Source organism: Roseburia sp. AF22-2LB (assembly GCF_003461125.1).
GTDB classification, from domain to species: Bacteria; Bacillota; Clostridia; order Lachnospirales; family Lachnospiraceae; genus Roseburia_C; species Roseburia_C amylophila.
This window is the reverse complement of record NZ_QTWM01000005.1, coordinates 39,084-65,161: the sequence shown is the minus strand read 5'-3', so window position 1 is coordinate 65,161 and position 26,078 is coordinate 39,084. Positions and strand designations below refer to the sequence as shown.

Here is a 26,078-nt window from a genome sequence, read left to right as displayed (position 1 = left end):
TTCTCCTTTTGTTTCGATTCCGGTGTTTTTTGTGCAAAAAGGGAGCAGACCCCTGTCGGCTCCGCTCCCCTATCTTTATTCTGCTTATTTTTTTTCCACGCCAAGCACAACTGTTTCACCATTAATGTTCCATTCTTTCTGATATCCGTTCACCGTATCAGCCACAACGCTCTCAGCTAAAACTTCTTTTGCAATTTCATCTCCATATTTTGCGAAGATGTCTTTTACCTTCTGTTCTGCCTTATATGAAACAGTAATTTTATCCATTACTTCAAATCCTGCTTCCTTACGCATTGTCTGGATTTTGCTGATTAATTCTCTTACCATTCCTTCCTCTAAAAGTTCCGGAGTAAGGTTCGTATCAAGAACTACGGTCACTTCATTATCACCCTCTGTCATATAACCTTCCTGCTGTGTCATGGTGATAAGTAAATCCTCTTCATATAATACAACTTCGTCGCTTATACTGTCAAGTTTCAGTGCACCTGTGCTCTTAAGCTCAGCCATTGCCTTGTTGCCGTCTAATTCTGCAAGCGCTTTCTGAATCTGACCTAAATATTTACCGAATTTCGGTCCAACGGTACGAAGCTGTGGTTTGAAGGTATAGCTAGTATATGCACTGACATCCTCTGTAAATGTCACTTTCTTTACATTCAGCTCATCTTCGATAATCTCTGTAAAGTATTCGGATAATTCAAATGGTGCTTTTACAAACATATTTCCAATCGGCTGACGGGTCTTGATGTTTGCAGTATTTCTGCAGGCACGGCCCATAACAACGATTTTCAATACTTCGTCCATATTTTTCTCTAATTCACTGTCTATCCAGCTCTCGTTTGCCACCGGATAGTCGCAAAGATGGATGCTTTCCGGCGCACTCTTGTCGATGCTGCATACCAGGTTCTGGTAAATTTCTTCTGTCATGAAAGGAATCATCGGCGCTGCTACCTTGCATACAGTTACCAGTGCAGTATAAAGAGTCATATATGCATTGATTTTATCCTGCTCCATGCCCTTTGCCCAGAAACGCTCACGACAACGTCTTACATACCAGTTACTCATCTCATCTACAAATTCATCCAGTGCTCTTGCAGCTTCCGGAATACGATAATTACCCAGATTATTATCTACAGTCTTAATCAGTGTATTGAGTTTGGAGAGAAGCCATTTATCCATAACGGAAAGTTTCTCATAATCCAGTGTATATTTGGTTGCATCAAATTCATCAATATTTGCATACAACACGAAGAATGCATAAGTATTCCAAAGTGTTCCAAGGAATTTACGCTGTCCTTCCTGTACTGCCTTTCCATGGAAACGGTTTGGCAGCCATGGTGCAGAATTGATGTAGAAATACCAGCGGATTGCATCTGCTCCGTAAGTCTCTAATGCATCAAACGGGTCAACGGCATTTCCTTTGGACTTACTCATCTTCTGTCCATTTTCATCCTGTACATGTCCCAATACGATAACATTTTCATATGGTGCTTTATTAAATAATAAGGTAGACTCTGCCATCAGGGAATAGAACCATCCACGGGTCTGGTCTACTGCCTCGGAAATAAACTGTGCAGGGAACTGCTGTTTAAAGAGGTCTTCATTTTCAAATGGATAATGATGCTGTGCAAATGGCATTGCTCCTGAGTCAAACCAGCAGTCAATTACTTCCGGTACACGATGCATTTCGCCGCCACAATCCGGGCACTTGAAGGTTACTGCATCAATGTATGGACGATGTAATTCTACTTTGGCATCATCCGGGTTACCACTGCGCTCTGCTAATTCTGCACGGCTTCCGATACACTCCTGATGTCCACAGGAACACTCCCATACAGGAAGCGGAGTTCCCCAGTAACGGTTACGGGAAATACCCCAGTCCTGAATATTTTCAAGCCAGTCACCGAAACGTCCTTTTCCGATAGATTCCGGAATCCAGTTTACGGTATTGTTATTGCGGATCAAATCCTCTTTTACTGCGGTCATCTTAATGAACCAGGATTCTCTTGCATAGTAAATCAGAGGAGTATCACAACGCCAGCAGTGTGGATATTCATGTTCAAATTTTGGTGCATCAAAGAGTAGTCCTTTTTCTTCCAGGTCTTTTAATACCATTGGGTCTGCTTTCTTTACAAATACACCGGCATATGGAGTCTCTTTGGTAAGTTCTCCTTTTCCGTCTACCAGCTGGACAAATGGAAGTTCGTATCTACGTCCAACCTGGGCATCGTCTTCACCAAATGCAGGTGCGATGTGAACGATACCGGTACCATCTGTCATGGTTACATAAGTATCACAGGTTACATAGTAGCCTTTCTTATGCTGTTTCTCACAGATTTCCTTTGCACAGTCAAATAATGGCTCATATTCCTTGTACTCTAATGACTTTCCTGGGAAAGTATCCAATACTTCATATGCTTTTACGCCATTTTCTTCATCCGCAAATTTGCCAAGTACCTTATCTAACAGTGCTTCTGCCATATAATAAGTATATCCGTCAGCCGCTTTTACTTTACAGTAAGTCTCGTCCGGGTTTACACAAAGTGCAACGTTAGATGGAAGTGTCCATGGAGTTGTGGTCCATGCCAGGAAATATGCATCTTCTCCGATTACTTTGAATCTTACGATTGCGGAACGTTCTTTTACCGTCTTATATCCCTGTGCTACTTCCTGGGAAGAAAGCGGAGTTCCACATCTCGGGCAGTAAGGAACAATCTTGAAACCTTTGTATAACAGCTTCTTATCCCAGATTTTCTTAAGAGCCCACCACTCAGATTCAATGAAATTATCATCATAGGTTACATATGGGTTTTCCATATCAGCCCAGAATCCGACGGTTCCTGAAAAATCTTCCCACATTCCTTTGTATTTCCATACGGATTCTTTACATTTCTTGATGAATGGCTCCATACCATATTCTTCAATCTGCTCTTTTCCGTTTAATCCTAAAAGCTTTTCTACTTCCAGCTCTACCGGAAGTCCATGGGTATCCCATCCGGCTTTACGTGGGACATATTTGCCCTTCATGGTCTGGTATCTTGGAATCATATCCTTGATAACACGGGTTAATACGTGACCGATATGTGGCTTACCATTTGCAGTTGGCGGTCCATCATAGAAAGTATAGGTCTCGCCTTCTTTCCGGTTCTCCATACTTTTCTTAAAAATGTCATTTTCTTTCCAGAATTCTACAGTCTGCTTTTCTCTGTCCACAAAATTCAGATTTGGGGAAACTTTTTCGTACATGTTAGTCCTCCTTAAAATTTCAGTTTCTCGCTACCCGCGTAAAAAAGAATGTTCCTTGGCACATTCTCGCGCCTGCGGCGGTCGCTTGCGACATCTACCTTATACGCCGCAGTGTGCATCCTTGCGGAGCGTTTTTTACTTTACGGGGAAACAATTTCCTGTAAAGTAAAAAAGACGCCGTCCTGTAATAAGGACGCGCGCCTGCCGTTTCTAACCACCTTGTTACAACATACTTGAAGCTTACTGCTTCGCATATACGTTCCCGTAACGGGGGAAATCCGTCAGTTTCTACTAACGCAGCTTTGCCTGTTCGAACTGCAACTTGGAAGTGATTTTCATTTTCCATTTACTCATGCCGATTTCCACCTGCCCCGGCTCTCTTTGACTTTCCATGGAAAACTACTCTCTTCGTCATCGTCTTTTCATATTCTTAATAAGTATAGAACCTGTATTTTTAAATGTCAATTCCTATTTTCAAATTTTCTATATCTACAGATGCTGCCACCGGGAGCTTCTTACAGATTTCTGGCAGCTTCTTACAAATACTGAGCAACACAAAACGAGGCGGCATCCTTCCGGATACCGCCTCTCGTTTATGTAGGAAACCCGCAATGCGTGTTTCTTATGTTTCATTTACAATATGTCTCTTACAGGATTCTCTTAATCCATCCTTCTGGAGCTTCGATACGTCCCATCTGGATTCCGGTCAGAGTATCATAAAGTTTCTTGGTTACAGGTCCCATTTCTTCCATTCCACTTGGGATTAAGATTTCTTTACCATGGTCAACAATCTTTCCGATTGGGGAAATAACTGCTGCTGTTCCGCAAAGTCCTGCCTCTGCAAAGTCTTTTACTTCATCGAAGTATACTTCTCTGTGTTCTACTTCCATTCCAAGATAATGTTCTGCAACATATACCAGTGAACGGCGTGTAATAGATGGCAGAATTGAATCTGACTTCGGTGTAACCAGTTTATTATCCTTGGTAACAAAAATGAAGTTTGCTCCACCTGTCTCTTCTACCTTGGTTCTTGTCTTAGGATCTAAGTACATATTCTCATCAAATCCGTCTGCATGTGCAGTTACGATTGCGTGAAGACTCATTGCGTAGTTCAGACCAGCTTTGATATTACCGGTTCCGCAAGGTGCTGCACGGTCATAATCACTGACACGGATGGTAATTGGCTTTGCGCCGCCCTTGAAATATGGTCCTACCGGTGTACAGAACATACGGAACTGATATTCATCCGCTGGTTTTACACCGATTACAGGATTTGTTCCCATCATGTATGGTCTGATGTAAAGTGTTGCACCGGAACCATATGGTGGAACATATGCTGCATTTGCTTCTACTACCTTCTGTACTGCATCTACAAAACGCTCTTCCGGGAATACCGGCATTTCCAGTCTGCGTGCTGAATCAGCAAGACGGCTTGCATTTAAGTCAGGTCGGAAAGTAACGATATGTCCATCCTCTGTTGTATATGCTTTCAATCCTTCAAATACGGTCTGTGCATACTGGAATACACCTGCGCATTCATTCAATACAATATCTGCATCATCGGTTAAAGCTCCCTCATCCCATGCTCCGTTTTTGAAATTTGATACATATCTCTTATCGGTCTTTACATAACCGAATCCAAGATTAGACCAGTCTAAGTCCTTCTTTTCCATAATAACATCCTCCATTCATTTGTCGCAAATAGATGTTATAACCTGATGTTATAGCTTTCTATTGTTCTATGTTTTTTCATTATTTTAGTCCTATAAAAGCTATTTGTCTAGTATTTTTTTCTAGGAATACATAATTTTCTCACTGCCAAACATTTTCGCCAGTACCGTTGATAAAATACCGGTATAAATAAGGTTGCTGACAAGACATGCCACAATATTGATTCCGCTGTAGGAGAAATCAAAAATTCCGGTCATGCCCTGCACGCTGTTATAGAAAGGAATCAGATACCAGTAAAATTCCTTCGGTGCCCCGCTTCCAAGCATGGATGTAATGGAAATTACCATTACCACAACCATCAGCGGCATAATCATAGAACCGGCTTCCTTTACTGTCTTTGCAAATGCTGAAATTACAGCTAATGCTCCAACCAGTACCAGTACCGTGGTAAGAATCACCAGCAATAAAAGGATATAATCGGTGACGCTGTATACGCTGGCATCCATTGCATTGGATTCTGTTCCCATTAATTTTGGAAGGGATAACATGGTACCCACAAAACTGGAAATTCCACTTAAAAGTCCGATAATACCAAGGCTGATGATTTTACCCATGGCAAGCTGTCCACGTTTCATCGGTGTTACCAATAAGGTAGCAATAGTTCCTCTCTCCTTTTCCCCTGCTATGGATTCCGGGGCAATTGCCATACATCCTGAGAAAAGGAATATCATAAGCAGCATTGGAAGCATCATGGAGAAAATCTGTCCGGTGCTGTCTTCCTTGCTGGCAAGGTCATATTCTTCGTCACCGCTGTTGACATCGAACTTATTTGCCATAGAAGCTTCATATCCATCTAATACAGAAGCCATAATCTGATAACATGCCGTGGATTCGGTATCTGCGGAATTATAATATAAGGCTACCTGCGGAGCCGGTGTGGTAGCAGTCATGCTGTCATATGCCAGTACATCTGCTTCAAAATTTTCCGGAAATACCATCAGCATTTCCGCATCTTTATCGGTTACCGCCTGCTTCATATCCTCTTCGCTGACACCATCCCGGTCTAAATATTCCACATTGATGTCACTGCCTTTTATCATGGCTGAAACCGAGGATGGCATATTTTCTGCATAAATACGGTAAGTATAATCCTCTTCTGCTTCAAATCTAGAGGTCAGTCCGCTGCCCATGAAGCTGTACATGATATAAATCAGTAAGCCTGGCATTAAAATAGTCGTAAATACCATTCTCTTATCCCCGAAGAAGCGGGCAAGTTCTTTCTTTATAATTGTCATAAGATTGTTTCTCATTCTGCTTCACCTACCGTTTCTTCATAGATTTCAAAAAATCTGTCTTCTAATGATTTGCCATTTTTCACTGCCTCTAATGTATCGCAGATAATCATTTCTCCCTTGATGATAATTCCGACTCTGTCACAGATTTTCTCAATCAGGCTGAAAATGTGGGTAGAAACGATGATGCTCTTTCCTTCTTTCTTAAGCTCTAACAGGAAATCCGTTACTACTTTGGCTGTCAGAACATCAAGGCCGTTGGTCGGTTCATCAAAGATAATGATTTCCGGGTCATGGACTAAGGAAATAACCAAAGAAACCTTCTGTTTCATACCGGTAGACATATCCTTTACTTTCACTTCTGCAAACTGTGTGATGCCGAAGCGGTCAAAAAGTCTCTTCTTTCTTTCATCCCGGACAGCCGGCTCTACTCCATATAAATCCGAAAAGAAATTATATAAATAATTTGGTGTAAAAAAGCCCTCTAATTTCAGTTCACTGGTCAGAAAGCCGATCTTGCCACGTACTTCTTCCGGTGCATTAACAATACTGCTGCCATCTAAAACAGCATCTCCGGAATCCGGTTTAATCAGTGTTGCCAGCATACGAAGTGTGGTTGTCTTTCCGGCTCCGTTTGGTCCAAGCAGTCCAAACACCTCTCCCCGATAAGAAGTAAATGATAAATCATGCACTGCAATTCGCTTCTTCTCATTGGTTTTCTCAATCTTTTGTTGTTTCTGGGATAATGTAAAGGTCTTATTGAGACCCTTTACCTTCATAATCTCCTCCATAACTTCTCCTTTCAGTTATCGTCTTGATTGTACTATTGTATTATTACACTTGTGTGTCTGTGCGTCAAGCACTATTTTTTTCAACGGTTAGTGCTTTCCTTTTACTTTCCGGTATTTCCAGGTAAATGAAGTAAAAAGCACTGAACAGATTTGATTCTCCATTCAATGCTTCTTATGTTCTTCTTAAAAATTCTCAAAATTATGCTGCAGATAATCCTCTAAATCCTGATAGTCATCCGGTGCATTCATTTCACCATCAAACTGATATTCATAACGTCTTAGGAATTCATCCGGTCCACTGGTTCTGCCTGCTGCATGAATAATCAAAAGCCAGTACGTTACAAATGCAAGTATACCAACTACAGCTGTTACAATACCTGCAACTGCCATTCCAGGGTTCTGTTTTTGTTTCACCAGATGTATAATTCCAAAAACAATTGCCAGAATTGCAGTTATAATATTGATTCCGGTGCAAAATAATACCAGTGAAATCAGCCCCAACACCATGGATGCAACTGCGAAACCTTTTCCCGGCTCCCCTTTCCGGTTATCTGCCGGACGCTGATTGTAATTTGGCGGGTACGGATTCCCATACTGCGGATTCTGGTTCTGATTCGGCGGGTATGGATTCCCATACTGCGGATTCTGGTTCTGATTCGGCGGGTATGGATTCCCATACTGCGGATTCTGATTTTGATTCAACGGATATGGATTCCTGTTATCTGGATACATTCTGCTTCACCAATTCCTTTTTAATAATAATAGCTATATCCCAAAGAACTTAATGATACTGCACCAACGATGTACAGGATAAGTACCAGCACCAGAAGTGCAATGGTAATAATACTGCAGACAATACCTGCTGTTGCCATTGGGGAATGCTCGTTTTTCTTATTATAAAGAATGCCAAGGATTAATCCTACAATTGCACAAGGAAGTCCTACAATCCAGAAACAGATTGCCGGGATGGATACAATTCCCAGTACCATGGATGCAATTGCCATTCCTTTTCCGGATGAAGCCGGCTGGTTGTAACCATACTGTGTCTGGTCGAAGCTTCCATATGCCTGCTGCTGTGGCTGCTGATAAGTTCCATATCCCTGCTGGGACTGGTCATAACCATAGTTCTGCTGTGCATACTGCTGATTCTGGTTATAAGCCTGCTGGTCATAATTCTGCTGTGGCTGTTCATATGCCTGCTGTGGCTGGCTATATGTCTGCTGTGGCTGACTATATGTCTGCTGTGGCTGGCTATATGTCTGCTGTGGCTGGCTATATGTCTGCTCATTCGTTCCATTTTCAGTGTTGAAATTTTCTTCACTCATTATAATACATCCTCCATTAGTATAAAATATTTTCTCCCATTTATTGTAACAAATGCCTACCCCCATTACAAGAAAAATAAATGAAATTATAAAATTTTTATAAATTTTTTCTCATATATTTTATCATAAACTTTGCAAATCCGAAAAAAATGGTTATAATGAAGCATATTTATACTCATTACTTGCTTTTTTGTAAGTAAAAGTCTATAATTCATCTGACAAGACACCTGTATTTACAGATGTAAAAGAAAGGAATATCACATATGAGTACATTAAATTTGACATTGTTGACTGATCTTTATGAGATGACAATGATGCAGGGATACTTTAAAACCGGCAACCGTGATGTGGCTGTTTTTGACGCTTTTTACCGCACCAATCCATGTGATGGCGGTTATGCAGTCTGCGCGGGATTAGACCAGATGATTGACTATATCAAGAATCTTCATTTTGACGAAGAGGATATTTCCTATTTAAGAAGTTTATCCATCTTTGATGAAGACTTTTTAACTTATTTAAGTAACTTTAAATTCTCCGGTGATATCTATGCAATTCCGGAAGGAACTCTGATTTTTCCAAGAGAGCCTCTTGTAAAAGTGGTTGCTCCGATTATGGAAGCCCAGTTAATCGAAACTGCAGTCTTAAATATCATCAACCACCAGAGCCTGATTGCCACCAAGGCTGCCCGCGTATGCTACGCTGCCCAGGGTGATGGCGTCATGGAATTTGGTTTAAGACGCGCCCAGGGCCCTGATTCCGGAACCTACGGCGCCAGAGCTGCTGTTATCGGCGGCTGTAAAGGTACTTCCAACGTCCTTGCCGGTCAGATGTTTGACGTCCCGGTACTTGGAACCCACGCCCATAGCTGGATTATGAGTTTCCCGGATGAATATACCGCCTTCAAGAAATATGCAGAGCTTTATCCATCTGCCTGCATTCTTCTTGTCGATACCTATGATACTTTAAAATCCGGTATGCCAAATGCCATCAAGGTATTTAAAGAAATGAGAGATGCCGGCATTCCGCTTACCTACTACGGAATCCGTATGGACAGTGGCGACCTTGCTTATCTTTCCAAGAAAGTCCGCAAAATGTTAGATGATGCCGGATTCCCGGACGCAGTTATCTCCGCTTCCAATGATCTGGATGAGTATCTGATTGAAAGCCTAAAGATTCAGGGGGCTACCATTACTTCCTGGGGTGTTGGAACCAACTTAATTACTTCCAAAGACAATCCTGCTTTCGGCGGTGTATACAAGCTGGCTGCTATCCAGAATGAAGCCGGTGAATTCATTCCAAAGATTAAGCTTTCCGAAAATGTGGAAAAAGTTACAAATCCTGGCAATAAAACTGTTTATCGTATTTATGATAAAGAAACCGGTAAGATTAAGGCTGACCTTATCTGTCTGGTGGGCGAAGTCTTTGATGAATCCAAGGACATGAAGCTCTTTGACCCGAACGCCCCATGGAAGAAAACAACTCTTCCTGGCGGAAGCTATACGCTGCGTGAACTTCTTGTTCCGGTTTTCCAGAAGGGCGAATGTGTTTACGAATCTCCAAGTGTTATGGATATTCAGCGTTACTGCACCAGAGAAAAAGATACCATCTGGGATGAGACAAAACGTTTCGTAAATCCACAGGAAATCTACGTTGATTTATCCGACAAATTATATGAAATGAAAACTGCTCTCTTAAATAAAGAGCATATGTAACTACAAGAAACACTCTTTGCGAGCATGCAATTTTTCTCGTTACTCGCGTAAAAAAGAAACCGCCTTTACCGTTTTTTCCGGTATAAGGTGGTTTCTTTATATAAGCAATAATGCCCTCTGTTGTTTTTCTTTTCTACAAACCTACGCTCGTTTATTCACATTTTTTCTTTCAGCTTAGTTAAATCCGACAATCTTCTGGGTCAGCTTATATGCTGCAACGGAAATCTTTCTTCCACCCTTACCCGGAAGATTCATGGACTGTCCTAAAATCCCCCTTCTTAAATGATGGAAGAGACGAAGATCATAACCTTTGATATAAGACCACAGTTCCCGTTTCTTCATGAGATTTTCTTCTGTCTCGGAACGCAGGCAAAGTACTGTTGATACTACAGTAATAATTTCAAGGTAATTAAACATATATTTTCTTAATTTTGGGTTTGCAATTTTCCACAAATTCACTTCTTCTATCATCAGTTTATTTACCTTAATCTGCTGATCAATTCTTCCAATCATAACCTTTTCATTGACAGACTGGTCTTCCCTTCCGATAAAATAACGATAGAAATCCACATTCATATAATACATGGTCTTTACATATGGCAACGGATTGTATACAAAAAGATTATCCACATAGAAGGTGTGTCTTGGCAGCTCAAGTCCGCAATCCTTTAATAACTGGGTACGGTAAATAACAGAATGCATCAGAATATAATGCCCCTTGCTGATATGCCTTACATCAGACCAGGTAAAGACTTCATTTTCCGGGAACATTCTGGTATATTTCATTACTTTTTTATGCTCTGCGCCCTGCTTCTCATATACGAAATTGCTGATAAACATATCAAGAGTAGTACTTCCGCCCACAAGTTCCCGTAATTTAGCAAGAATCTTGTGATAGCTCTCTTCATCTACCCAGTCATCACTGTCTACCACTTTAAAATACAGTCCGGTTGCATTGGCAATACCGGTATTTACAGCTGCACCGTGTCCACCATTTTCCTGATGGATTGCCTTAATAATAGTAGGATATTTCTTCTGATAACGGTCAGCAATCTCTGCTGTTGCATCCTTTGAGCCGTCATCTACGATTAAAATCTCCACATCTTCTCCACCTGTCAGCAGTGTTTCAATACAATGTTCCATATAATCCTGTGAATTGTAACATGGAATGGTTACTGATAATAATTTCATTCTTTTTCTCCAATCGTTTTTCGAAACATTTTATTTTAAAAGTTCTTTGGTAAGTTCTAATGCTTTCTCTGTCATGGCATCAATATTATAATATTTGTATTCTGCCAGTCTTCCCAAAAGATGCATATTCGGATATTTTCCGGTCAGTGCTTTATATTTTTCATATAATGACTGATTTTCTTCATTTAAAATGGCATAATAAGGAATCTCTCCTTCTGCTCCACTGTATGCAAATGGATATTCCTTTACAATCGTGGTTCCATCTGCCTGCTGCCCGGTCAGATACTTAAACTCCGTAATTCTGGTATAATCCTCGCTTACCGTATAATTTACAACACTGTGTCCCTGATAATCCGGTTTGTCATAATATTCAAAATCAAAGCGGAGTGAACGATATGGCAGCCTTCCATAACAGCATGCAAACAACTCATCCAGTGCTCCGGTATAAATGACATTTCCTTCGAATTTCTTTCCATCAAAATAAATGCCGTCCTCTGTAAATTTCAGTACCTCTCCGGCATCTACACCAGTCCTCACCTCAATATCCGGATGGTCTAACATCTTTTCGAACATTGCGGTATAACCTTCCTTTGGCATACCCTGATATTTATCCTGGAAATATCTGTTATCATAAGAAATCAGCACCGGCACACGTCCTGTTACTTCCGGGCTTATCTCCTCTGGTTTCTGCCCCCACTGCTTCATCGTATAATAAAGGAAAACATTTTCGTATACATAATCCGCAATCTTCCGGATATCTGCATCTTCATTTTCCCGTAATTTCATAATCGGAACCCGGCTTCCCTCTCCGTATGCGGCAATCAGCTTCTGCTCTAACCGGTCTGCCTGCTCTTTCCCATAAACCATATGTAAAGTATTCAGGTTAAATGGTACCGGAATCAGTGTCCCATGCACATTTGCTACTACCTCATGACCAAAGAAATACCAGTCTGTAAATCTTGACAGATACTGATATACTTCTTCCTTATTTGTATGAAAAATATGTGGACCATATTCATGTATTACAATTCCATGGTCATCCGGTCTGTCATAACAGTTTCCTGCAATATGATTTCTCCGTTCCAATAAAAGAACCTTCTGCTTTCCTTCTTCTGCCAGCTTTCTTGCTGCCACACTGCCGGCGATTCCGGCTCCGATTACAATGCTGTCGTACATTTCTGTTCTCCTTCCCCCTTGGTAATCCTCATTCAATTATACACATTTGTCATTTGTTTTCCAATTCATTTTTTCTTAGGATTTCTTTAAGGCACTTCGTTTACAATTTATTCATATTTTATTTACAGCCTTCTAACAATCCGGGCATATTGTTTTCACATTCTGCTTTTATACTATAACTAAGCTGAGAAAGAAAAAAGCGATAATTTTATTTTTTCATAGACCTTGCAGCTGATGCAAGGTTCCTCCCAAAAAATAGTGTTTTTAACACTTACCATAAAAAATCTTTTTCATATGAAAGGCCGGTGAAAATCACCGGCTCCCTCTTTTTTCTATGGCTTTTCTGCTATTCTTCCTTATATCTGTCATTTCCAAGACGAATGTTCATATATCCCGTGTATCTGGAAAATGCTGCCGGAATCGGATACTGTTCTTCCGTTTCTTTCACATCCACAAAGAGCATATTCTGATACTCCTGCTCTGTCTCATCAATCTGCACTGCATATCCTGTCATATGCCATTCAATATGGGAAAAAATATGCCTGCTGTCTTCTAATTTTTTCAAACGAATCGGTGACAACCCCATTTTCTTAAGATAGGTAATAACTTCCTCTTCCTTAAGATGCCCTTCCACATTTGGAAATTCATAGAGTCCAGCTAAAAGTCCCTTGTTGGCCCGTTTATGCAAAAGGACCTTATCCTCTGCCTTTATAACAAGAACTGTTCTGTCCTCTATCCTTCTTGCCTTCGCCTTGCTCTTTACCGGAAGTTCTCTCCAGCGTCCGCTCTTTTGTGCCCGGCAGACTTCTTTCCAAGGACATGCTTCGCATAAAGGTGCCCCATTCGGCAGACATACCGTTGCACCAAGCTCCATCAGTGCCTGGTTAAAAGCTCCCGCCCTGTTTTCCGGCATAATTTCCAATAAGTCCTTCTCCATTGCCGTCCGCACAGATGCTTTCATGATATCCGCATCATCCTCTGTTACCCGGGATATGACACGGAGCACATTTCCATCCACCGCCGGTACCGGAATGCCAAATGCGATAGATGCGATGGCTCCTGCCGTATAATGACCAATTCCTTTCAACTTTGTCAGTGCCTCATAATCTGCCGGAAGCTCTCCATGATAATTCTCCATGACCGTCTGTGCTGCAATCTGCATATTTCTCACCCGGTTGTAGTATCCAAGTCCTTCCCAGAGTTTCAAAAGCTTCTCCTCCGGGCATTCTGAAAGTGCTGCTACATCCGGCAGTTCCTTTAAAAACCGGTCAAAATATGGTTTTACCGCTTCCACTCTGGTCTGCTGCAGCATAATTTCAGACACCCACACCCGGTATGGAGTCGGCTCATTGCGCCAGGGCAACACTCTGGCATGGTCTTTAAACCAATTTAATAATGGTTCTATCAGGGTTGTCAGGTCAAATGGTTCTCTCATGGTTCCTCTTTCTAATTCTATTTCGTGGTTATTGCTAATATTCCGGCAGTCCGGGTATCTTATCAACAATACCATCTACTCACGTAAATCAAATGCATCATATAATAATTTTCCAATTATTAGAACTGTGCTACGAATTCAGCAATTTTCTCCAGACAGGCACGAATGACATCCTGCGAATATGCATAGGAGCATCGTACAAAGCCTTCTCCGCATGTACCGAAGGCATTTCCCGGGATAACGGCTACCTTCTGTTCCTGCAACAGGCGGTTACAGAATTCTTCACTGGTAAATCCTGTTTTTCGAATGTCCGGAAATACATAGAATGCGCCTTCCGGTTCTGCTACGGCTAATCCCATCTTACGGAATCCCTCTACCATCAGTGTTCTTCTGGCATCATACTCTTCCCGCATGACTGCAATCTCTTCATCTCTCACCGGACTGGTCAATGCTTCCAATGCCGCATACTGGCTGGTGGTTCCTGCTGACATAGTTGTAAACTGATGTATTTTATTCATATGGAAAATAACATCCTTTGGTCCTGCTGCAATTCCCATACGCCATCCGGTCATGGCAAATGCTTTGGAAAATCCGTTTAATACAACGCAGTGCTCATACATACCCGGAAGGGATGCGATGGAAACATGTTTCTTTCCATAGGTTAATTCTGCATAGATTTCATCGGTAATCACGAACAAATCATGTTCCTTTACCACTTCTGCGATTGCCTCTAAATCTTCCTTTTCCATAATGGCTCCGGTCGGATTGTTCGGATAGGAAATCAGTAAGACTTTGGATTTCTCCGTTATCTTTTCCTCTAACTGTTCTCTGGTCAGACGGAATTTATTCTCCGCTCTTAATTTTAATGATACCGGAACACCGCCACATAATTCAATACATGGAATATAGGAAACGTAGGAAGGTTCTGCCACTAAGACTTCCTCCCCCGGATTCACCAGTGTCCGAAGAGCTAAATCAATTCCTTCGCTGGCCCCCATAGTAATCAGTATTTCGTCCTGTTTATCATAATGCAAATCAAATTTTGTCAGATAATCCGCTGCCGCTGCACGCAGTTCTACCGTTCCGCGGTTATCGGTGTATTTGGTATCCCCCTTTTTTATAGAAGCAATCGCTGCCTCTCTTACATGCTCCGGTGTCGGGAAATCCGGTTCGCCTACACCCAGTGAAAGTGCACCTTCCATGGTATTTGCCACATCAAAGAAATCCTTGATTCCGGAATCCGGCATATCCTGTACGATTTTTGATAAGTATGATTTTGTATCTTTCATTTTCATTGACCTCTCTTTGTACAAGTCCTGTCATGTAATTACGCAATTATTTTTTAGAAGCAGTGGTTTTCGAATTTTAAGCAGCTTTTCTATAAGATTTTTTGTTGAAAGCAGAATGTATACAATTCTTAAAAGTGCTTTTTTCTTATTGTTGTCTGTTTTGCCGCCTGCTTTGACCGGATGCCTTCTAGGGTCCGCCTGTTACGGATATCTAAGGCACCTTTAAGCAGCTCTAGGCATTTCTGCTTATAAAGCTGTTTTTCCGGCAACCGGCGCATAGTCACATCCGTGCTCCAATGCGCCTTCCTGGCACATCCATGTGCCAGGATTGCCAGTTGACAAAAGAAATGCCAAGAGCTGCTAGCAAGGCACCTAAATGATATCCGTATTCAGGCGAACCCTAGAAGGCATCCGGTCAAACATTGGAAAAACAGGCATTATCCCAAGAGAAAAAAGCGCTTTTGTAGAATTGTGGCATTCTGATTTCTAAAAAGACTATAGAAAAGCTGCTTAAAATTCCAAAAATCCGCTTTCTCACAAAAACCATTGCGTAATCACATGACAAGTCTTTTCCTATTGTAGCACAATCCCTGTAAAATACCAGTTTTTATTGACAAATCCCACCAAAAGTTATACCATTATAAGTATTGAAACATTGTTAATAATTTATCAATCAGGAGGGTCCTATTTCATGAACAACTTAACTTTAACAGTTGAAAACGAAATTGCAGTTCTTACTATTACCAGACCTGCAGCATTAAACGCATTGAATTCCGAAACATTGGATGAACTGAACACTGTTCTTACCGAAATTGAAGGAAGAGACGATATCAAAGTCGTTATCTTAACCGGTGGTGCTGATAAGAAAGGTAACGAATTCAAATCTTTCGTTGCTGGTGCTGACATCGCTGAGATGGTTAACTTCTCTGCTGCTGAAGCAAGAGCATTCGGTATGAAAGCTTCTGTTCCATTCTTTAAATTAATGAATATGAGACAGGTAACTATCGCTGCTGTTAATGGATTCGCTTTAGGTGGCGGATGCGAAATTTCTATGGCATGTGATATCCGTATTGCTTCTGACAACGCAGTATTCGGACAGCCTGAGTGTGGTCTTGGAATCATCCCAGGATTCGGTGGTACACAGAGACTTGCCCGTCTTGTTGGCATGGGACGTGCAAAAGAAATGATCTTCACCTGCGATAACATTGATGCAAACGAAGCATACCGCATCGGACTTGTAAACAAAGTTGTTGCAAAAGAAGAATTAATGCCAACCGCAAAAGCTATGGCAGAGAAAATTATCTCTAAAGGAAGCTATGCAGTATCTATCGCAAAAGCTGCTATCAACAACGGATATGATATGGATATCAAGAATGCTGTTGAAATGGAAGCTAACCTGTTTGGCGTAACCTGCTCTACCCATGATAAAAAAGAAGGCATGAGTGCTTTCTTAGAGAGAAGAGCCGCTGACTTAACAGATTTCTAATTGAACTTATACTTAGACAATATCAAAGGGGATATTCCAGTAGCATCTGGGATATCCCCTTTCATAAAAGGAGAATGCATCATGTTAGATAAAAAAATTGGTTTTATCGGAAGCGGTAATATGGGTCGTGCCATGATTGGCGGAATTATCTCTTCCGGTCTGGTTCCTGCCAGCCACCTGATTGCCAGTGCGAAAACCCAGGCCACACTGGATACACTTTCTGAGCAGTATGGTATCCGCACCACCTTAGACAATGAGACTGTTGCTGTAGAATCCGATATCATTTTTCTTGCTGTAAAACCATATCTTTATGAAACAATCATCAAAGAAATCAAAGACAGTGTTACCGATGACAAAATCATAGTTGCCATTGCTGCCGGACAGACCATTTCACGGATTGAATCTTTATTCAGCAAAGATATTAAACTGGTTCGTACCATGCCAAATACACCGGCTATGGTTCAGGAAGCCATGTCTGCCATTACCCCAAATGAGCATATCACAGAAGAAGAAACCAAAATGGTTGTCTCTCTCTTTGAAAGCTTTGGTAAAGCAGAAATTGTACCGGAAAGTCTTATGGATGCCGTAGTCGGAGTCAGTGGTTCCTCACCGGCTTATGCCTATATGTTTATTGAAGCAATGGCTGACGCAGCTGTTAATGACGGTATGCCGCGTGCCCAGGCTTATAAATTTGCTGCCCAGTCCGTTCTTGGTGCAGCTAAAATGGTATTAGAGACCGGTAAACATCCGGGCGAATTAAAGGATGCAGTCTGCTCCCCGGCCGGAACTACCATTGCTGCTGTGGCTAAATTAGAGGAAGGCTCCTTCCGCAGCACCGTAATTGCTGCCCAGAATGCCTGCTCTGAAAAATCCCGTGCCATGAGCAAACTCTCCGATTGATATTAAAGACATATAAGAAACCCCGGAAGAACTAATTTACAATACAATCGTTCTTCCGGGGTCTTTTCTATCTTTACTGTTTATTTTACCTGCTTTTATAAATCTTTAAGCACATCATCATAAAGGGCATCTAACATTTCCTTCAACTGCTTTTCAATGGTATCAAAATAAATTTCTGCTGTATCGTTGTCAAATTCCATCTCATTGCCGATTTCCATCACAATGTCAAGGATTCCGCTGTTCAACTCATCAATTGCATTTTCCACAATCTCTTCAAAAGTGCAGTAGGCATCGCCTGTCATATGCACAATAAAATCTTTCTTATCTATCTTTCCACGGAATTTGTATTCATCGGTAAAAAGGCTCCAGCCATCTCCGGCTGCCTCCCGCATCTCATTCCGAATGGATTTATAATCCAGTGGGACATAGTTCTGCTTAAAAAATTCTTCAAAAGATGCTTTATCTTTATATTCTTCCATTCCAATTCCTCTGTCTGTCTAAATTTCCTGTAAATGTTCTAACGCCTGCTCCGGCAAAATGCATTTTCCATGCTCCATAATATATGCCCGGGTCGGTCCATGCGCATAAATATCATCTGCAAATTCCAAAGAAGCACTTAAAAGACGACAAAGCTGTTTATCACTAAGTTCTCCCTTCTCAAGCAAAAGATAATAAGCATCCTCTCTGGTCAGATAATAAAGACTGCTCTTCATCGGCAGTTCCAGACGGACGCCCTTGGCATAACAAATTGCACGTTCCATGCTTGCAAAGCAAAGCTGATAAAAATTCCGGTCTTTTAGTGTAAAGCCACCGGTAGACTGTTTCTTATCTGTGCTTTCTTCTGCCTTGGAATCTGACTGCTCCGGCTGTATTTCTGCAATGCCTTCATCCGTATGATTCTGATTTGCCAGCTCTTTTGACGTCTGTTTCAGCTTTTCAATATCAGGAGCATTCTTAACCAGACTTTCTACTGCAGACTTCAAATTTTCCAACATATTGCTGATGCCAAGCTCCGGCTTCTCCGAAAAAGTAAGTGCCAGCGTATGCTCCGGCAGTACTGCAACCTGAATGGTAATATTTCCACCCTGTACTTTATATCCGACCTCTTCTTCTGCCATGGAAATAATCTTACGCAGAAACGATTCTGTTCTTCCGTCATTCTGCAGAAAATCATCTACTTCCAGTCCATTTTCCATTAATTCTTCTTCTGAAATAATACAGCGCACCGTATCCACATCGATTCTTTTAAATCTCATAAACAATCACCTGCCATTATTCTCGCTGCGTTTTCCCTTATTTGTAACCTTACTATACACTAAAAGCCCTTTCTTTTCAACCGGAAAGCTTTTATAATATAGGTATCCAAGGTATTAAGCCCGTAAACAGCCGGCAATTCCATAATACGGTAAAGGAGGAGCATTATGCACCGGATTATCTTTCATATTGATGTCAATTCTGCTTTTTTAAGCTGGAGTGCTGTTGACCGCCTAGAGCATGGTGAAACTTTAGATATCCGCACTATACCGGCAATTATTGGCGGTGACTCTGCTACAAGACACGGTGTGGTTCTTGCCAAGTCTGTGCCTGCCAAAGCCTATAAGATTGTCACCGGCGAACCGGTTGCCAATGCTTTACGTAAATGTCCTACCCTTATGCTGGTTCCGCCGGATCATGCCATGTACCAGAGAAAAAGCCATGCACTTATGGAACTACTACATACCTACACCGATGATATCGAGCAGCTTTCCATAGATGAATGTTTTCTTGACTTTACGCCCATTGCCCACCGGTATGAATCTCCTCTTGCAGCAGCCAAAATCATTTCTGCAAATATTAAATCACGATTTGGTTTTACCGTTAATATTGGAATTGCTCCAAATAAGCTTCTGGCGAAGATGGCAAGTGATTTTACCAAGCCGGATCGGATTCACACTCTTTTTCCGGATGAAATTGCAAAAAAAATGTGGCCGCTTCCGGTGGATGATCTCTACATGGTAGGGCATTCCAGTGCTGCCCGGTTGAAAGCACTTGGCATCCGTACCATCGGAGAACTTGCATCCACTGACCCGGATTACCTCCGGCAGGAATTCAAAAGCCACGGCACACTGATGTGGGAATATGCCAATGGAATCGGAGATGACCATGTGCATTCTACCAAGCGGGAAGCCAAGGGGATTGGCAATTCCACCACTTTAAAGGAGGACGCCCGCACCTTAGCAGATGCAAAAAAGGTTCTGCTCTCTCTTTCCGAATCTGTATCCATGCGCCTTCGGAAAGAAAAAATGTTAGCCCAGAGTATCACGGTAGAAATCCGCTACCATGATTTTACCAATACTTCCCACCAGTGCAGTCTCCTCTCAGCCACAAATACTACAGATGCCCTTTATAAAACTGCCGTTTCCCTTTTCCAGCAGCTCTGGAATAAGGAACCTGTCCGGCTCCTTGGCATCCGTACCAGCCGTCTGCTTCCTGAAGATGCACCGGTGCAGCTTTCTATTTTTGATTATACAGCCGATTCATCGGCATCTGCCATGATTTCCACAGAAAGTACAGCTTCCGGTAGTCCGCTCCCAGATGGCAATAAAAAAAGCTGCACCCAGATGCCTTCTGCCAATAAGCAAAAGCAACTGGATGCAGCCATTGATTCTATTCGGAAACGTTTTGGGTCGAAGGCTCTTGTCCGGGGGAGTTTTCTTCCGTCTCCTGAGTCAGATCCGAAAAAGAATCATCCATCAGACTGACGTTTGAGATGGTATAGTAGAATAATGGATCCGGAAGTTCATCCTTATATCCATTATCGTTTAATATAAACTGGAAGGTTCTGTTACTGCTTCCCTCTGCATCACCATAGGTTAAGAGGGAGGCCGTCACAAGATAACTTCCATCCTCTTGTGCAATCCAGTCGTCAAGCTGTGCCTGCACCGTCGTATCCTCACCATAAGGCATCTGAAATGCCCCTTTATCTATAATGTAACTCTTACTTTCATTCTCATAGCGGATTGCAGTAAACTTCCTGCCAGAAGAAAGGTAAGTAAAAGTGCGCCTTTTCTTCCTTTTTTCGTGGTTCTCATCATGCATTTCTCCTTCCGTATACATAAGTTGCAAAATAAATGATGGCTGCTACAATCACAATCATCGGACCGGTTGCAACATTGGTAAAATAGGAAATCATCAATCCGAGCAATCCCGAAAACAGGGAAAAGATAACGGAAAATAAATGATATTCCCGCATGTTGACCGAAATATTCCGGCTTGCTGCTGCCGGAAGAATCAGCAGTGCATTGATGATCAAAATTCCAATCCATTTAATGGAAAGCATTACAATTAATGCAATAAAAATTGCAAAAATATTTTCTATCAGCTTCACCCGGATTCCCCGGCTCTTTGCCAGCGCCCGGTGCAGGCTTACCGCATTTAACTTATTAAATGCCACGCCCCAGAAAATCAGTGTTGCCGCAAAAATCAGAATCAGATAAATAATTTCCTTTTTAGAGATGCTTAAAACATCACCTACCAAAAGACTGGAATATTTGCTGAAATTGCCACCTTTCGATAAGATGGCCAGTCCCACAGCAATACACGCTGAAGAAAAAACGGAGATAATCGTATCTCTGGATGCCGATGCTTTACTGCTGATATAGTTTAGTAATAATGCAAAAATTACTGCAAAAATAATCATGGATAAGGTCGTATCTGCAACTCCCATCACAACGCCAAGAGCAATTCCCGTCAATGCAGAATGACCTAATGCATCTGAGAAAAATGCCATTTTGTTATTTACAATCATGGTTCCAAGGATTCCAAACAATGGTGTGATAATCAGGATTGCGATAAATGCATTCCGCATAAATCCATAAGACCACCACGCGGTAAAAAATTCTATCATCCCCGCACCTCCATATCTGTAAATACCTGTTTAAAAGCATCACTGTCATAGACTTCCTTCGGTGTTCCCTGGGTCAGCACTTTGCCATCTATGAGAACCACATGGTCTGCATATTTTCTTACATAATCAAGATCATGGGAAATCAGCAAAACTGCCAGGTCAAAATTTTCCTTCAGATATTCGATATTCCGGTAAAATAACTCCATACCATTCTGGTCAATACCAGACACCGGCTCATCCAAAAGCAGCAGATTCGGTTCATCCATCACTGCCATGGAAAGAAGTACACGCTGTAATTCCCCACCGGAAAGATTACATACCTGCTTGTCAATCAAATGCTCGGCTTCAAACATTTTTAAGCTTTCTTTGATTTCCTGATATAGCTTTTTGCTCTTATATAAAAATACCGGCCGGTTGGACTGATAGCTTGCAATCATATCATAGACACTGACCGGAGTGGATTTCTCGATATTTAGATTCTGTGGTACATAACCAATCTTAAGCTTCTGGATATGACCATTTTCCCTGTCCTTAAATTCAATGCTTCCCGTGTGTGGAATGTCATTTAAAATAGCCCGGATCAGAGTTGATTTTCCTGCTCCGTTCCGACCAATCAGTACCGTCAGTGTTCCACAATGAATATGCAGATTCACATCTGACAATATCTGCTGTTCTCCAATAGTAACACCCAGATGGTTAATCCGGATACAATGCAGTCCACATGGTTTTACTATTTTTCTCATTCTGCAAAAGCCTCCTTCAGCAGTTCCATATTATGTCTCATTGCATCAAGATAGCTGTCCTTTTCATACTCCCCGCGGGTTAAGGTATCAAGATAACATACTTTCGCATCGGTCTCCCGTTCTACCGTATCTCCCATATCTTTGCCATAGAGTTCTTCTGCCAGCACCACTAATATATCATTCTTTTCAATGGCTCCCATCACATCTGCCACTTCACCGGCACTGACCTGACGCTCCTCATCCAAATCCATGGTATAGGAAATCTCCATATCGTAGTCCTCTGCCACATAGGCATAGGCTTCATGGAAAATAACAATATGCTTTCCTGATAATTCTTCCTTTAAGGACTGCTGCTCTCTCTCTAAATCCTCAAGCTTTGCCAGATACTCCTTTGCATTGCTTTCATAGGCATCCTGATGCTTCGGATCTATCCTGCAAAGACCTTCTAAAATATTTTCCACCTGCTGTTTATATAACGCAATGCTCATCCATGCATGGGCATTCACATCTCCGTGATTGTGCCCATCTTCATGAGTATCCTCGGTATCTCCGTGGATATGCTCCTCTGCAGCATCTTCATGGGCATCTCCGTGAGCATGTTCCTCTCCTTCATCCTCTTCGGACAAAAGATTAAGTCCCTCGCAGGCATTTACAATGGAAAGATTCTTATAATCTGCTGCCACATCCGATAAAAAAGATTCTATTCCGCCACCATTTACAATAAACACATCTGCACCGGAAAGGAGCTTCATGTCTGCCGGAGTCAGCTGGTAATCGTGAAGGCAGCCGGTCTGCGGCTCACTGAGATTCTGCAAATCCACACCCGGAGTGTCTCCGATGACATTCATTGCTGCAATATACATCGGATAAAAGGATGTTACTACCGTAAGTTCACTATCCTGCTGTTTTGTCTCTTCTTTTACATATAATTGTGTCAGTCCTGCACCAGTCAATAAAAGTACCAGCAGAAGAACCGTAACAAATACATATTTATTCTTCATAGCCAACAGCCTCATCCATAATCTGCCAGATTTCTTCCCTGCCCTGCTTGGTTACTGCAGAAAACGGAACAATTACCGTCCCAGGTTTTACTTTCAGACCTTCTTTTACTGCCTTGATACATTTTGGCACCTGGCTTCTCTTCAGCTTGTCCAGCTTGGTTGCCACAATAACCGGATCAAAGCCCTGATGGATAATCCAGTCATACATCAGTTTATCATTGGCAGACGGGTCATGCCTGATATCAATTAATAAGAATACCCGGCGCAGCTGCTTTGAGGTATGCAGATAATTTTCAATCATTTTACCCCATTTTGCTTTCTCACTCTCTGCTACTTTCGCATAACCATATCCCGGCAAATCCACCAGATACATGGCATCATTGATATTATAGAAATTAATGGTCTGTGTCTTTCCCGGCTGTGCAGAGGTTCTTGCAAGGGATTTCCGGTTCATCAGTGCATTAATTAATGACGACTTTCCAACATTGGATTTTCCTGCAAATGCCACCTCCGGCAATGTATTCTCCGGAAGCTTACTGGTAACACCACACACCGTTTCCAAGTTTACTTCTTTTATAACCATTTTCTGCTCCTTTACTACTCTTTTACAAAAGCAACCTTTAAGATATCTTCGATGGTATCTGCATAGACAATTTCTAAATCCTTTTTAATCTCTGCTGAGAGTTCCTCGATATCTTTTTCATTTTTTCCCGGCACACAGACTGTCCGGATACCGGCATTTTTCGCTGCTAATGTTTTCTCTTTTAATCCACCAATCGGAAGCACTCTGCCGCGGAGGGTAATCTCTCCTGTCATGGCAACATCAGCACGCACCTTTTTCCCGGTAATGGCAGAAAGCATTGCGGTTGCCATGGTAACACCGGCGGACGGTCCATCCTTTGGTACGGCTCCTTCCGGAATGTGGATATGTATATCATGTTTGGTAAAGAAATCGTCCGGTATCTGATACTGCTCACTGACAGAACGGATATAACTGATTCCAGCCTGTGCAGACTCTTTCATGACATCGCCAAGCTGTCCTGTCAGTTTAAATTCACCTTTTCCCGGCATTACATTTACTTCAATTTCTAATGTATCACCACCGACACTGGTCCATGCCAGTCCCCGGACAATACCAACCTCGTCCTTCTCATTCTTCTTATCAAAGGTATATTTCTCTTTGCCAAGATAATGTTCTAAGTTCTTTGTGCTTATAGTAACTTTCTTTTTCTTGCCCTCGTAAATCTCTCTTGCTGCTTTTCTGCAAATTTCACCGATTTTGCGTTCTAAGTTACGCACACCGGCTTCTCTTGTATAGCTGCGAATCAGCAGCTCAATTGCACCATTCTGGAATGTAAGCTCTGATTCCTTTAAGCCATTTTTCTCAATCTGCTTTGCTATAAGATGTTCTTTTGCAATGTGAGCCTTTTCATTTTCCGTATAACTGCTTACCTCAATCAGCTCCATACGGTCTAACAGAGGTCTTGGTATTGTCTGTACGGAATTGGCTGTCGCAATAAACAATACCTCAGACAAATCTACCGGAAGCTCCACATAGTGGTCCCTGAAATGGCTGTTCTGCTCATTATCCAATACTTCCAGCAGTGCAGAAGATGTATCTCCCTTATAATCACTGCTTACTTTATCAATCTCATCTAAAAGCATCAGCGGGTTCTTTACTCCGGCACTCTTTAAACCATTGATAATTCTGCCCGGCATTGCCCCCACATAGGTCTTTCTGTGTCCACGAATCTCTGCCTCATCACGGACACCGCCGAGACAGATTCTGACATACTTTTTATTCAATGCTTTTGCCACAGAACGGGCAATGCTTGTCTTGCCGGTTCCAGGAGGTCCCACCAGACAGATAATTGGACTTTCTCCTTTATGAGTCAGATTCCGGACTGCTAAGAATTCCAGCATACGCTCTTTTACTTTTTCCAGTCCGTAGTGGTCTTCGTCTAAAATTTTCTCTGCATTAGCTAAATCTTTATTATCCTTAGAAGCCTTATTCCATGGCAGTTCCAGTAATGTCTCAATATAGCCTCTGCTGACTGCACTTTCCGAAGAACTGGATGCAATATTCTTAAAACGCTCAATCTCTTTTTTAATTCTCTCTTTAACCGTCTTATCTGCCTTCAGTTTCTTTACTTCCTCTAAAAAGTGTTCCGCATCTGACTGTGTATTATCCTCACCTAGTTCTTCCCGAATCAGTTTCATCTGTTCCCGCAAAAGATATTCCTTCTGATTCTTATCCACGCGTTCTTTCACCTTCGCCTGAAATTCATTCTTTAAGGAAATCACTTCGATCTCATTCAGCAGAATTGCCATTAAAGTCTCATACTGGGAAGTGAGATCTACTGCCTCTAAGATTTTCTGTTTCTGGGTATAATAAAGCGGCAGATTGTATGCAACCTGCTGCATCAAAGTTCCAACGTCCTGCTGTTCTTCTACCTGACGTAAGAATTCTTTGCTCATATGTCCATTGGCTTTTTGATATTTCAGTACGGTTTCCCTGATACAGCGAAGCATTGCTTCCTTCGCTTCCGGCATCAGTTCTTCCTCTTCTGCCGTTTTTTCATCAAAAAGGATGACCTCTGCCATCAGATACTTCTCCTGTGACAGAAAAGAGGCTAACTCGCCTCTTTCCAATCCTTCTACCAAAACACGCACGATTTCATTTGGCATCTTTATTACCTGCTTTACTTCAGCAATAACACCAATCTGATATAAATCATCCCTGGCCGGCTCCTCTACGGAAGCATCCTGCTGTGTAATCAGGAATATTTTCTGGTCTCCAACCATCGCCTCTTCTATGGCATGAATGGAACGGTCCCTGCTAATATCAAAATGAGCCACCATTCCCGGCAGAATGGTCATTCCACGAAGTGCAACTGCCGGTAAATGAATTACTGTCCTGCTCATCTTTTTCTCCTC

The 26,078-nt window shown here is 41.9% G+C and carries 22 protein-coding genes; 4 read left to right on the top strand and 18 right to left on the bottom strand.

The window, feature by feature from the left end; translation table 11 throughout:
• Positions 1–84: 84 nt before the first annotated feature.
• The 6 genes from ileS to DWX96_RS14580 form a co-directional block, all read right to left on the bottom strand.
• Positions 85–3,243, bottom strand: a complete 3,159-nt coding sequence (ileS, locus tag DWX96_RS08875) for an isoleucine--tRNA ligase (RefSeq protein ID WP_118082995.1) — start codon at positions 3,241–3,243, stop codon at positions 85–87.
• Between the two features lie 647 nt (positions 3,244–3,890).
• Entirely contained in the window at positions 3,891–4,916 is a 1,026-nt protein-coding gene (locus tag DWX96_RS08870) for a branched-chain amino acid aminotransferase (RefSeq protein WP_117699083.1), read from the bottom strand.
• A 120-nt stretch (positions 4,917–5,036) separates the two neighbouring features.
• On the bottom strand, positions 5,037–6,224 hold the full coding sequence (locus DWX96_RS08865; RefSeq protein ID WP_117699084.1) for an ABC transporter permease: 1,188 nt from the start codon (positions 6,222–6,224) through the stop codon (positions 5,037–5,039).
• Positions 6,221–6,997, bottom strand: a complete 777-nt coding sequence (locus DWX96_RS08860) for an ABC transporter ATP-binding protein (protein WP_117699085.1) — start codon at positions 6,995–6,997, stop codon at positions 6,221–6,223. The genes DWX96_RS08865 and DWX96_RS08860 overlap by 4 nt, the downstream gene beginning before the upstream one ends.
• Positions 6,998–7,180: 183 nt before the next feature.
• Positions 7,181–7,729 carry a DUF4190 domain-containing protein gene (locus DWX96_RS08855; protein WP_118057275.1) on the bottom strand — a complete coding sequence of 183 codons (549 nt, stop codon included), beginning with the start codon at positions 7,727–7,729 and terminating at the stop codon, positions 7,181–7,183.
• Positions 7,730–7,749: 20 nt separating this feature from the next.
• The gene (locus DWX96_RS14580) at positions 7,750–8,322 is read right to left on the bottom strand and encodes a DUF4190 domain-containing protein (protein ID WP_242986260.1); all 573 of its coding nucleotides are present in this window, start codon (positions 8,320–8,322) and stop codon (positions 7,750–7,752) included.
• Positions 8,323–8,585: 263 nt separating this feature from the next.
• Here DWX96_RS14580 and DWX96_RS08845 point away from each other — a divergent pair, with 263 nt between their 5' ends.
• The gene (locus tag DWX96_RS08845; RefSeq protein WP_117698549.1) at positions 8,586–10,034 is read left to right on the top strand and encodes a nicotinate phosphoribosyltransferase; all 1,449 of its coding nucleotides are present in this window, start codon (positions 8,586–8,588) and stop codon (positions 10,032–10,034) included.
• A 174-nt stretch (positions 10,035–10,208) separates the two neighbouring features.
• Here DWX96_RS08845 and DWX96_RS08840 read toward each other — a convergent pair whose 3' ends face one another.
• From DWX96_RS08840 to DWX96_RS08825, 4 genes are all read right to left on the bottom strand, one after another.
• Positions 10,209–11,225 carry a glycosyltransferase family 2 protein gene (locus tag DWX96_RS08840; protein ID WP_117698548.1) on the bottom strand — a complete coding sequence of 339 codons (1,017 nt, stop codon included), beginning with the start codon at positions 11,223–11,225 and terminating at the stop codon, positions 10,209–10,211.
• Between the two features lie 30 nt (positions 11,226–11,255).
• Positions 11,256–12,401: a UDP-galactopyranose mutase gene (gene glf, locus DWX96_RS08835; RefSeq protein ID WP_022243429.1), complete on the bottom strand. Its 1,146-nt coding sequence runs from the start codon at positions 12,399–12,401 to the stop codon at positions 11,256–11,258.
• A 346-nt stretch (positions 12,402–12,747) separates the two neighbouring features.
• Positions 12,748–13,836, bottom strand: a complete 1,089-nt coding sequence (gene mutY / locus DWX96_RS08830; protein WP_118057274.1) for an A/G-specific adenine glycosylase — start codon at positions 13,834–13,836, stop codon at positions 12,748–12,750.
• 119 nt (positions 13,837–13,955) lie between these two features.
• Positions 13,956–15,125 carry a pyridoxal phosphate-dependent aminotransferase gene (locus DWX96_RS08825; RefSeq protein WP_118057338.1) on the bottom strand — a complete coding sequence of 390 codons (1,170 nt, stop codon included), beginning with the start codon at positions 15,123–15,125 and terminating at the stop codon, positions 13,956–13,958.
• Between the two features lie 691 nt (positions 15,126–15,816).
• Here DWX96_RS08825 and DWX96_RS08820 point away from each other — a divergent pair.
• Positions 15,817–16,611 carry an enoyl-CoA hydratase-related protein gene (locus tag DWX96_RS08820; RefSeq protein ID WP_022243431.1) on the top strand — a complete coding sequence of 265 codons (795 nt, stop codon included), beginning with the start codon at positions 15,817–15,819 and terminating at the stop codon, positions 16,609–16,611.
• Between the two features lie 81 nt (positions 16,612–16,692).
• On the top strand, positions 16,693–17,511 hold the full coding sequence (gene proC / locus DWX96_RS08815) for a pyrroline-5-carboxylate reductase (RefSeq protein ID WP_118057273.1): 819 nt from the start codon (positions 16,693–16,695) through the stop codon (positions 17,509–17,511).
• A 95-nt stretch (positions 17,512–17,606) separates the two neighbouring features.
• Here proC and DWX96_RS08810 read toward each other — a convergent pair whose 3' ends face one another.
• Both DWX96_RS08810 and DWX96_RS08805 read right to left on the bottom strand, forming a co-directional pair.
• Positions 17,607–17,990, bottom strand: coding sequence for a hypothetical protein (locus DWX96_RS08810; protein WP_022243433.1), 384 nt, complete (start codon positions 17,988–17,990; stop codon positions 17,607–17,609).
• An 18-nt stretch (positions 17,991–18,008) separates the two neighbouring features.
• Positions 18,009–18,767: an adaptor protein MecA gene (locus tag DWX96_RS08805; RefSeq protein ID WP_118057272.1), complete on the bottom strand. Its 759-nt coding sequence runs from the start codon at positions 18,765–18,767 to the stop codon at positions 18,009–18,011.
• 165 nt (positions 18,768–18,932) lie between these two features.
• Between DWX96_RS08805 and DWX96_RS08800 the strand changes: the two genes are divergently transcribed.
• Positions 18,933–20,252, top strand: a complete 1,320-nt coding sequence (locus DWX96_RS08800; RefSeq protein WP_118057271.1) for a DNA polymerase Y family protein — start codon at positions 18,933–18,935, stop codon at positions 20,250–20,252.
• Here DWX96_RS08800 and DWX96_RS08795 read toward each other — a convergent pair.
• From DWX96_RS08795 to lon, 6 genes are read right to left on the bottom strand one after another with little or no spacing between them, the layout of a single operon-like run.
• Complete coding sequence (locus tag DWX96_RS08795) at positions 20,158–20,589, bottom strand: hypothetical protein (protein ID WP_118057270.1); 432 nt, start codon at positions 20,587–20,589, stop codon at positions 20,158–20,160. The two genes, DWX96_RS08800 and DWX96_RS08795, sit on opposite strands and share 95 nt — an antisense overlap.
• Positions 20,582–21,397 (bottom strand): metal ABC transporter permease, encoded by an 816-nt coding sequence (locus DWX96_RS08790; protein ID WP_022243438.1) that lies wholly within the window; start codon positions 21,395–21,397, stop codon positions 20,582–20,584. The genes DWX96_RS08795 and DWX96_RS08790 overlap by 8 nt, the downstream gene beginning before the upstream one ends.
• Positions 21,394–22,140: a metal ABC transporter ATP-binding protein gene (locus tag DWX96_RS08785; protein ID WP_022243439.1), complete on the bottom strand. Its 747-nt coding sequence runs from the start codon at positions 22,138–22,140 to the stop codon at positions 21,394–21,396. The genes DWX96_RS08790 and DWX96_RS08785 overlap by 4 nt, the downstream gene beginning before the upstream one ends.
• Positions 22,137–23,141 carry a metal ABC transporter substrate-binding protein gene (locus tag DWX96_RS08780; RefSeq protein ID WP_118057269.1) on the bottom strand — a complete coding sequence of 335 codons (1,005 nt, stop codon included), beginning with the start codon at positions 23,139–23,141 and terminating at the stop codon, positions 22,137–22,139. The genes DWX96_RS08785 and DWX96_RS08780 overlap by 4 nt, the downstream gene beginning before the upstream one ends.
• Complete coding sequence (gene yihA, locus DWX96_RS08775; RefSeq protein ID WP_022243441.1) at positions 23,131–23,724, bottom strand: ribosome biogenesis GTP-binding protein YihA/YsxC; 594 nt, start codon at positions 23,722–23,724, stop codon at positions 23,131–23,133. Before yihA ends, DWX96_RS08780 begins: the two co-directional genes overlap by 11 nt.
• Positions 23,725–23,738: 14 nt before the next feature.
• A complete protein-coding gene (lon, locus tag DWX96_RS08770; protein WP_118082993.1) occupies positions 23,739–26,066 on the bottom strand; it encodes an endopeptidase La in 2,328 nt (775 codons plus the stop codon).
• Positions 26,067–26,078 lie beyond the last annotated feature (12 nt).

Excerpts from the sequence above, each read along its gene's own strand:
- proC (WP_118057273.1), top strand. The coding sequence starts at position 16,693 with ATGTTAGATAAAAAAATTGGTTTTATCGGAAGCGGTAATATGGGTCGT.
- glf (WP_022243429.1), bottom strand. The coding sequence starts at position 12,401 with ATGTACGACAGCATTGTAATCGGAGCCGGAATCGCCGGCAGTGTGGCA.
- DWX96_RS08785 (WP_022243439.1), bottom strand. The coding sequence starts at position 22,140 with ATGAGAAAAATAGTAAAACCATGTGGACTGCATTGTATCCGGATTAAC.
- DWX96_RS08845 (WP_117698549.1), top strand. The coding sequence starts at position 8,586 with ATGAGTACATTAAATTTGACATTGTTGACTGATCTTTATGAGATGACA.
- DWX96_RS08820 (WP_022243431.1), top strand. The coding sequence starts at position 15,817 with ATGAACAACTTAACTTTAACAGTTGAAAACGAAATTGCAGTTCTTACT.
- DWX96_RS08805 (WP_118057272.1), bottom strand. The coding sequence starts at position 18,767 with ATGAGATTTAAAAGAATCGATGTGGATACGGTGCGCTGTATTATTTCA.
- DWX96_RS08860 (WP_117699085.1), bottom strand. The coding sequence starts at position 6,997 with ATGGAGGAGATTATGAAGGTAAAGGGTCTCAATAAGACCTTTACATTA.
- DWX96_RS08800 (WP_118057271.1), top strand. The coding sequence starts at position 18,933 with ATGCACCGGATTATCTTTCATATTGATGTCAATTCTGCTTTTTTAAGC.
- DWX96_RS08865 (WP_117699084.1), bottom strand. The coding sequence starts at position 6,224 with ATGAGAAACAATCTTATGACAATTATAAAGAAAGAACTTGCCCGCTTC.
- DWX96_RS08790 (WP_022243438.1), bottom strand. The coding sequence starts at position 21,397 with ATGATAGAATTTTTTACCGCGTGGTGGTCTTATGGATTTATGCGGAAT.
- mutY (WP_118057274.1), bottom strand. The coding sequence starts at position 13,836 with ATGAGAGAACCATTTGACCTGACAACCCTGATAGAACCATTATTAAAT.
- yihA (WP_022243441.1), bottom strand. The coding sequence starts at position 23,724 with ATGGTTATAAAAGAAGTAAACTTGGAAACGGTGTGTGGTGTTACCAGT.
- DWX96_RS08870 (WP_117699083.1), bottom strand. The coding sequence starts at position 4,916 with ATGGAAAAGAAGGACTTAGACTGGTCTAATCTTGGATTCGGTTATGTA.
- DWX96_RS08810 (WP_022243433.1), bottom strand. The coding sequence starts at position 17,990 with ATGGAAGAATATAAAGATAAAGCATCTTTTGAAGAATTTTTTAAGCAG.
- DWX96_RS08825 (WP_118057338.1), bottom strand. The coding sequence starts at position 15,125 with ATGAAAGATACAAAATCATACTTATCAAAAATCGTACAGGATATGCCG.
- DWX96_RS08795 (WP_118057270.1), bottom strand. The coding sequence starts at position 20,589 with ATGCATGATGAGAACCACGAAAAAAGGAAGAAAAGGCGCACTTTTACT.
- DWX96_RS08780 (WP_118057269.1), bottom strand. The coding sequence starts at position 23,141 with ATGAAGAATAAATATGTATTTGTTACGGTTCTTCTGCTGGTACTTTTA.
- DWX96_RS08840 (WP_117698548.1), bottom strand. The coding sequence starts at position 11,225 with ATGAAATTATTATCAGTAACCATTCCATGTTACAATTCACAGGATTAT.
- lon (WP_118082993.1), bottom strand. The coding sequence starts at position 26,066 with ATGAGCAGGACAGTAATTCATTTACCGGCAGTTGCACTTCGTGGAATG.
- ileS (WP_118082995.1), bottom strand. The coding sequence starts at position 3,243 with ATGTACGAAAAAGTTTCCCCAAATCTGAATTTTGTGGACAGAGAAAAG.
- DWX96_RS08855 (WP_118057275.1), bottom strand. The coding sequence starts at position 7,729 with ATGTATCCAGATAACAGGAATCCATATCCGTTGAATCAAAATCAGAAT.
- DWX96_RS14580 (WP_242986260.1), bottom strand. The coding sequence starts at position 8,322 with ATGAGTGAAGAAAATTTCAACACTGAAAATGGAACGAATGAGCAGACA.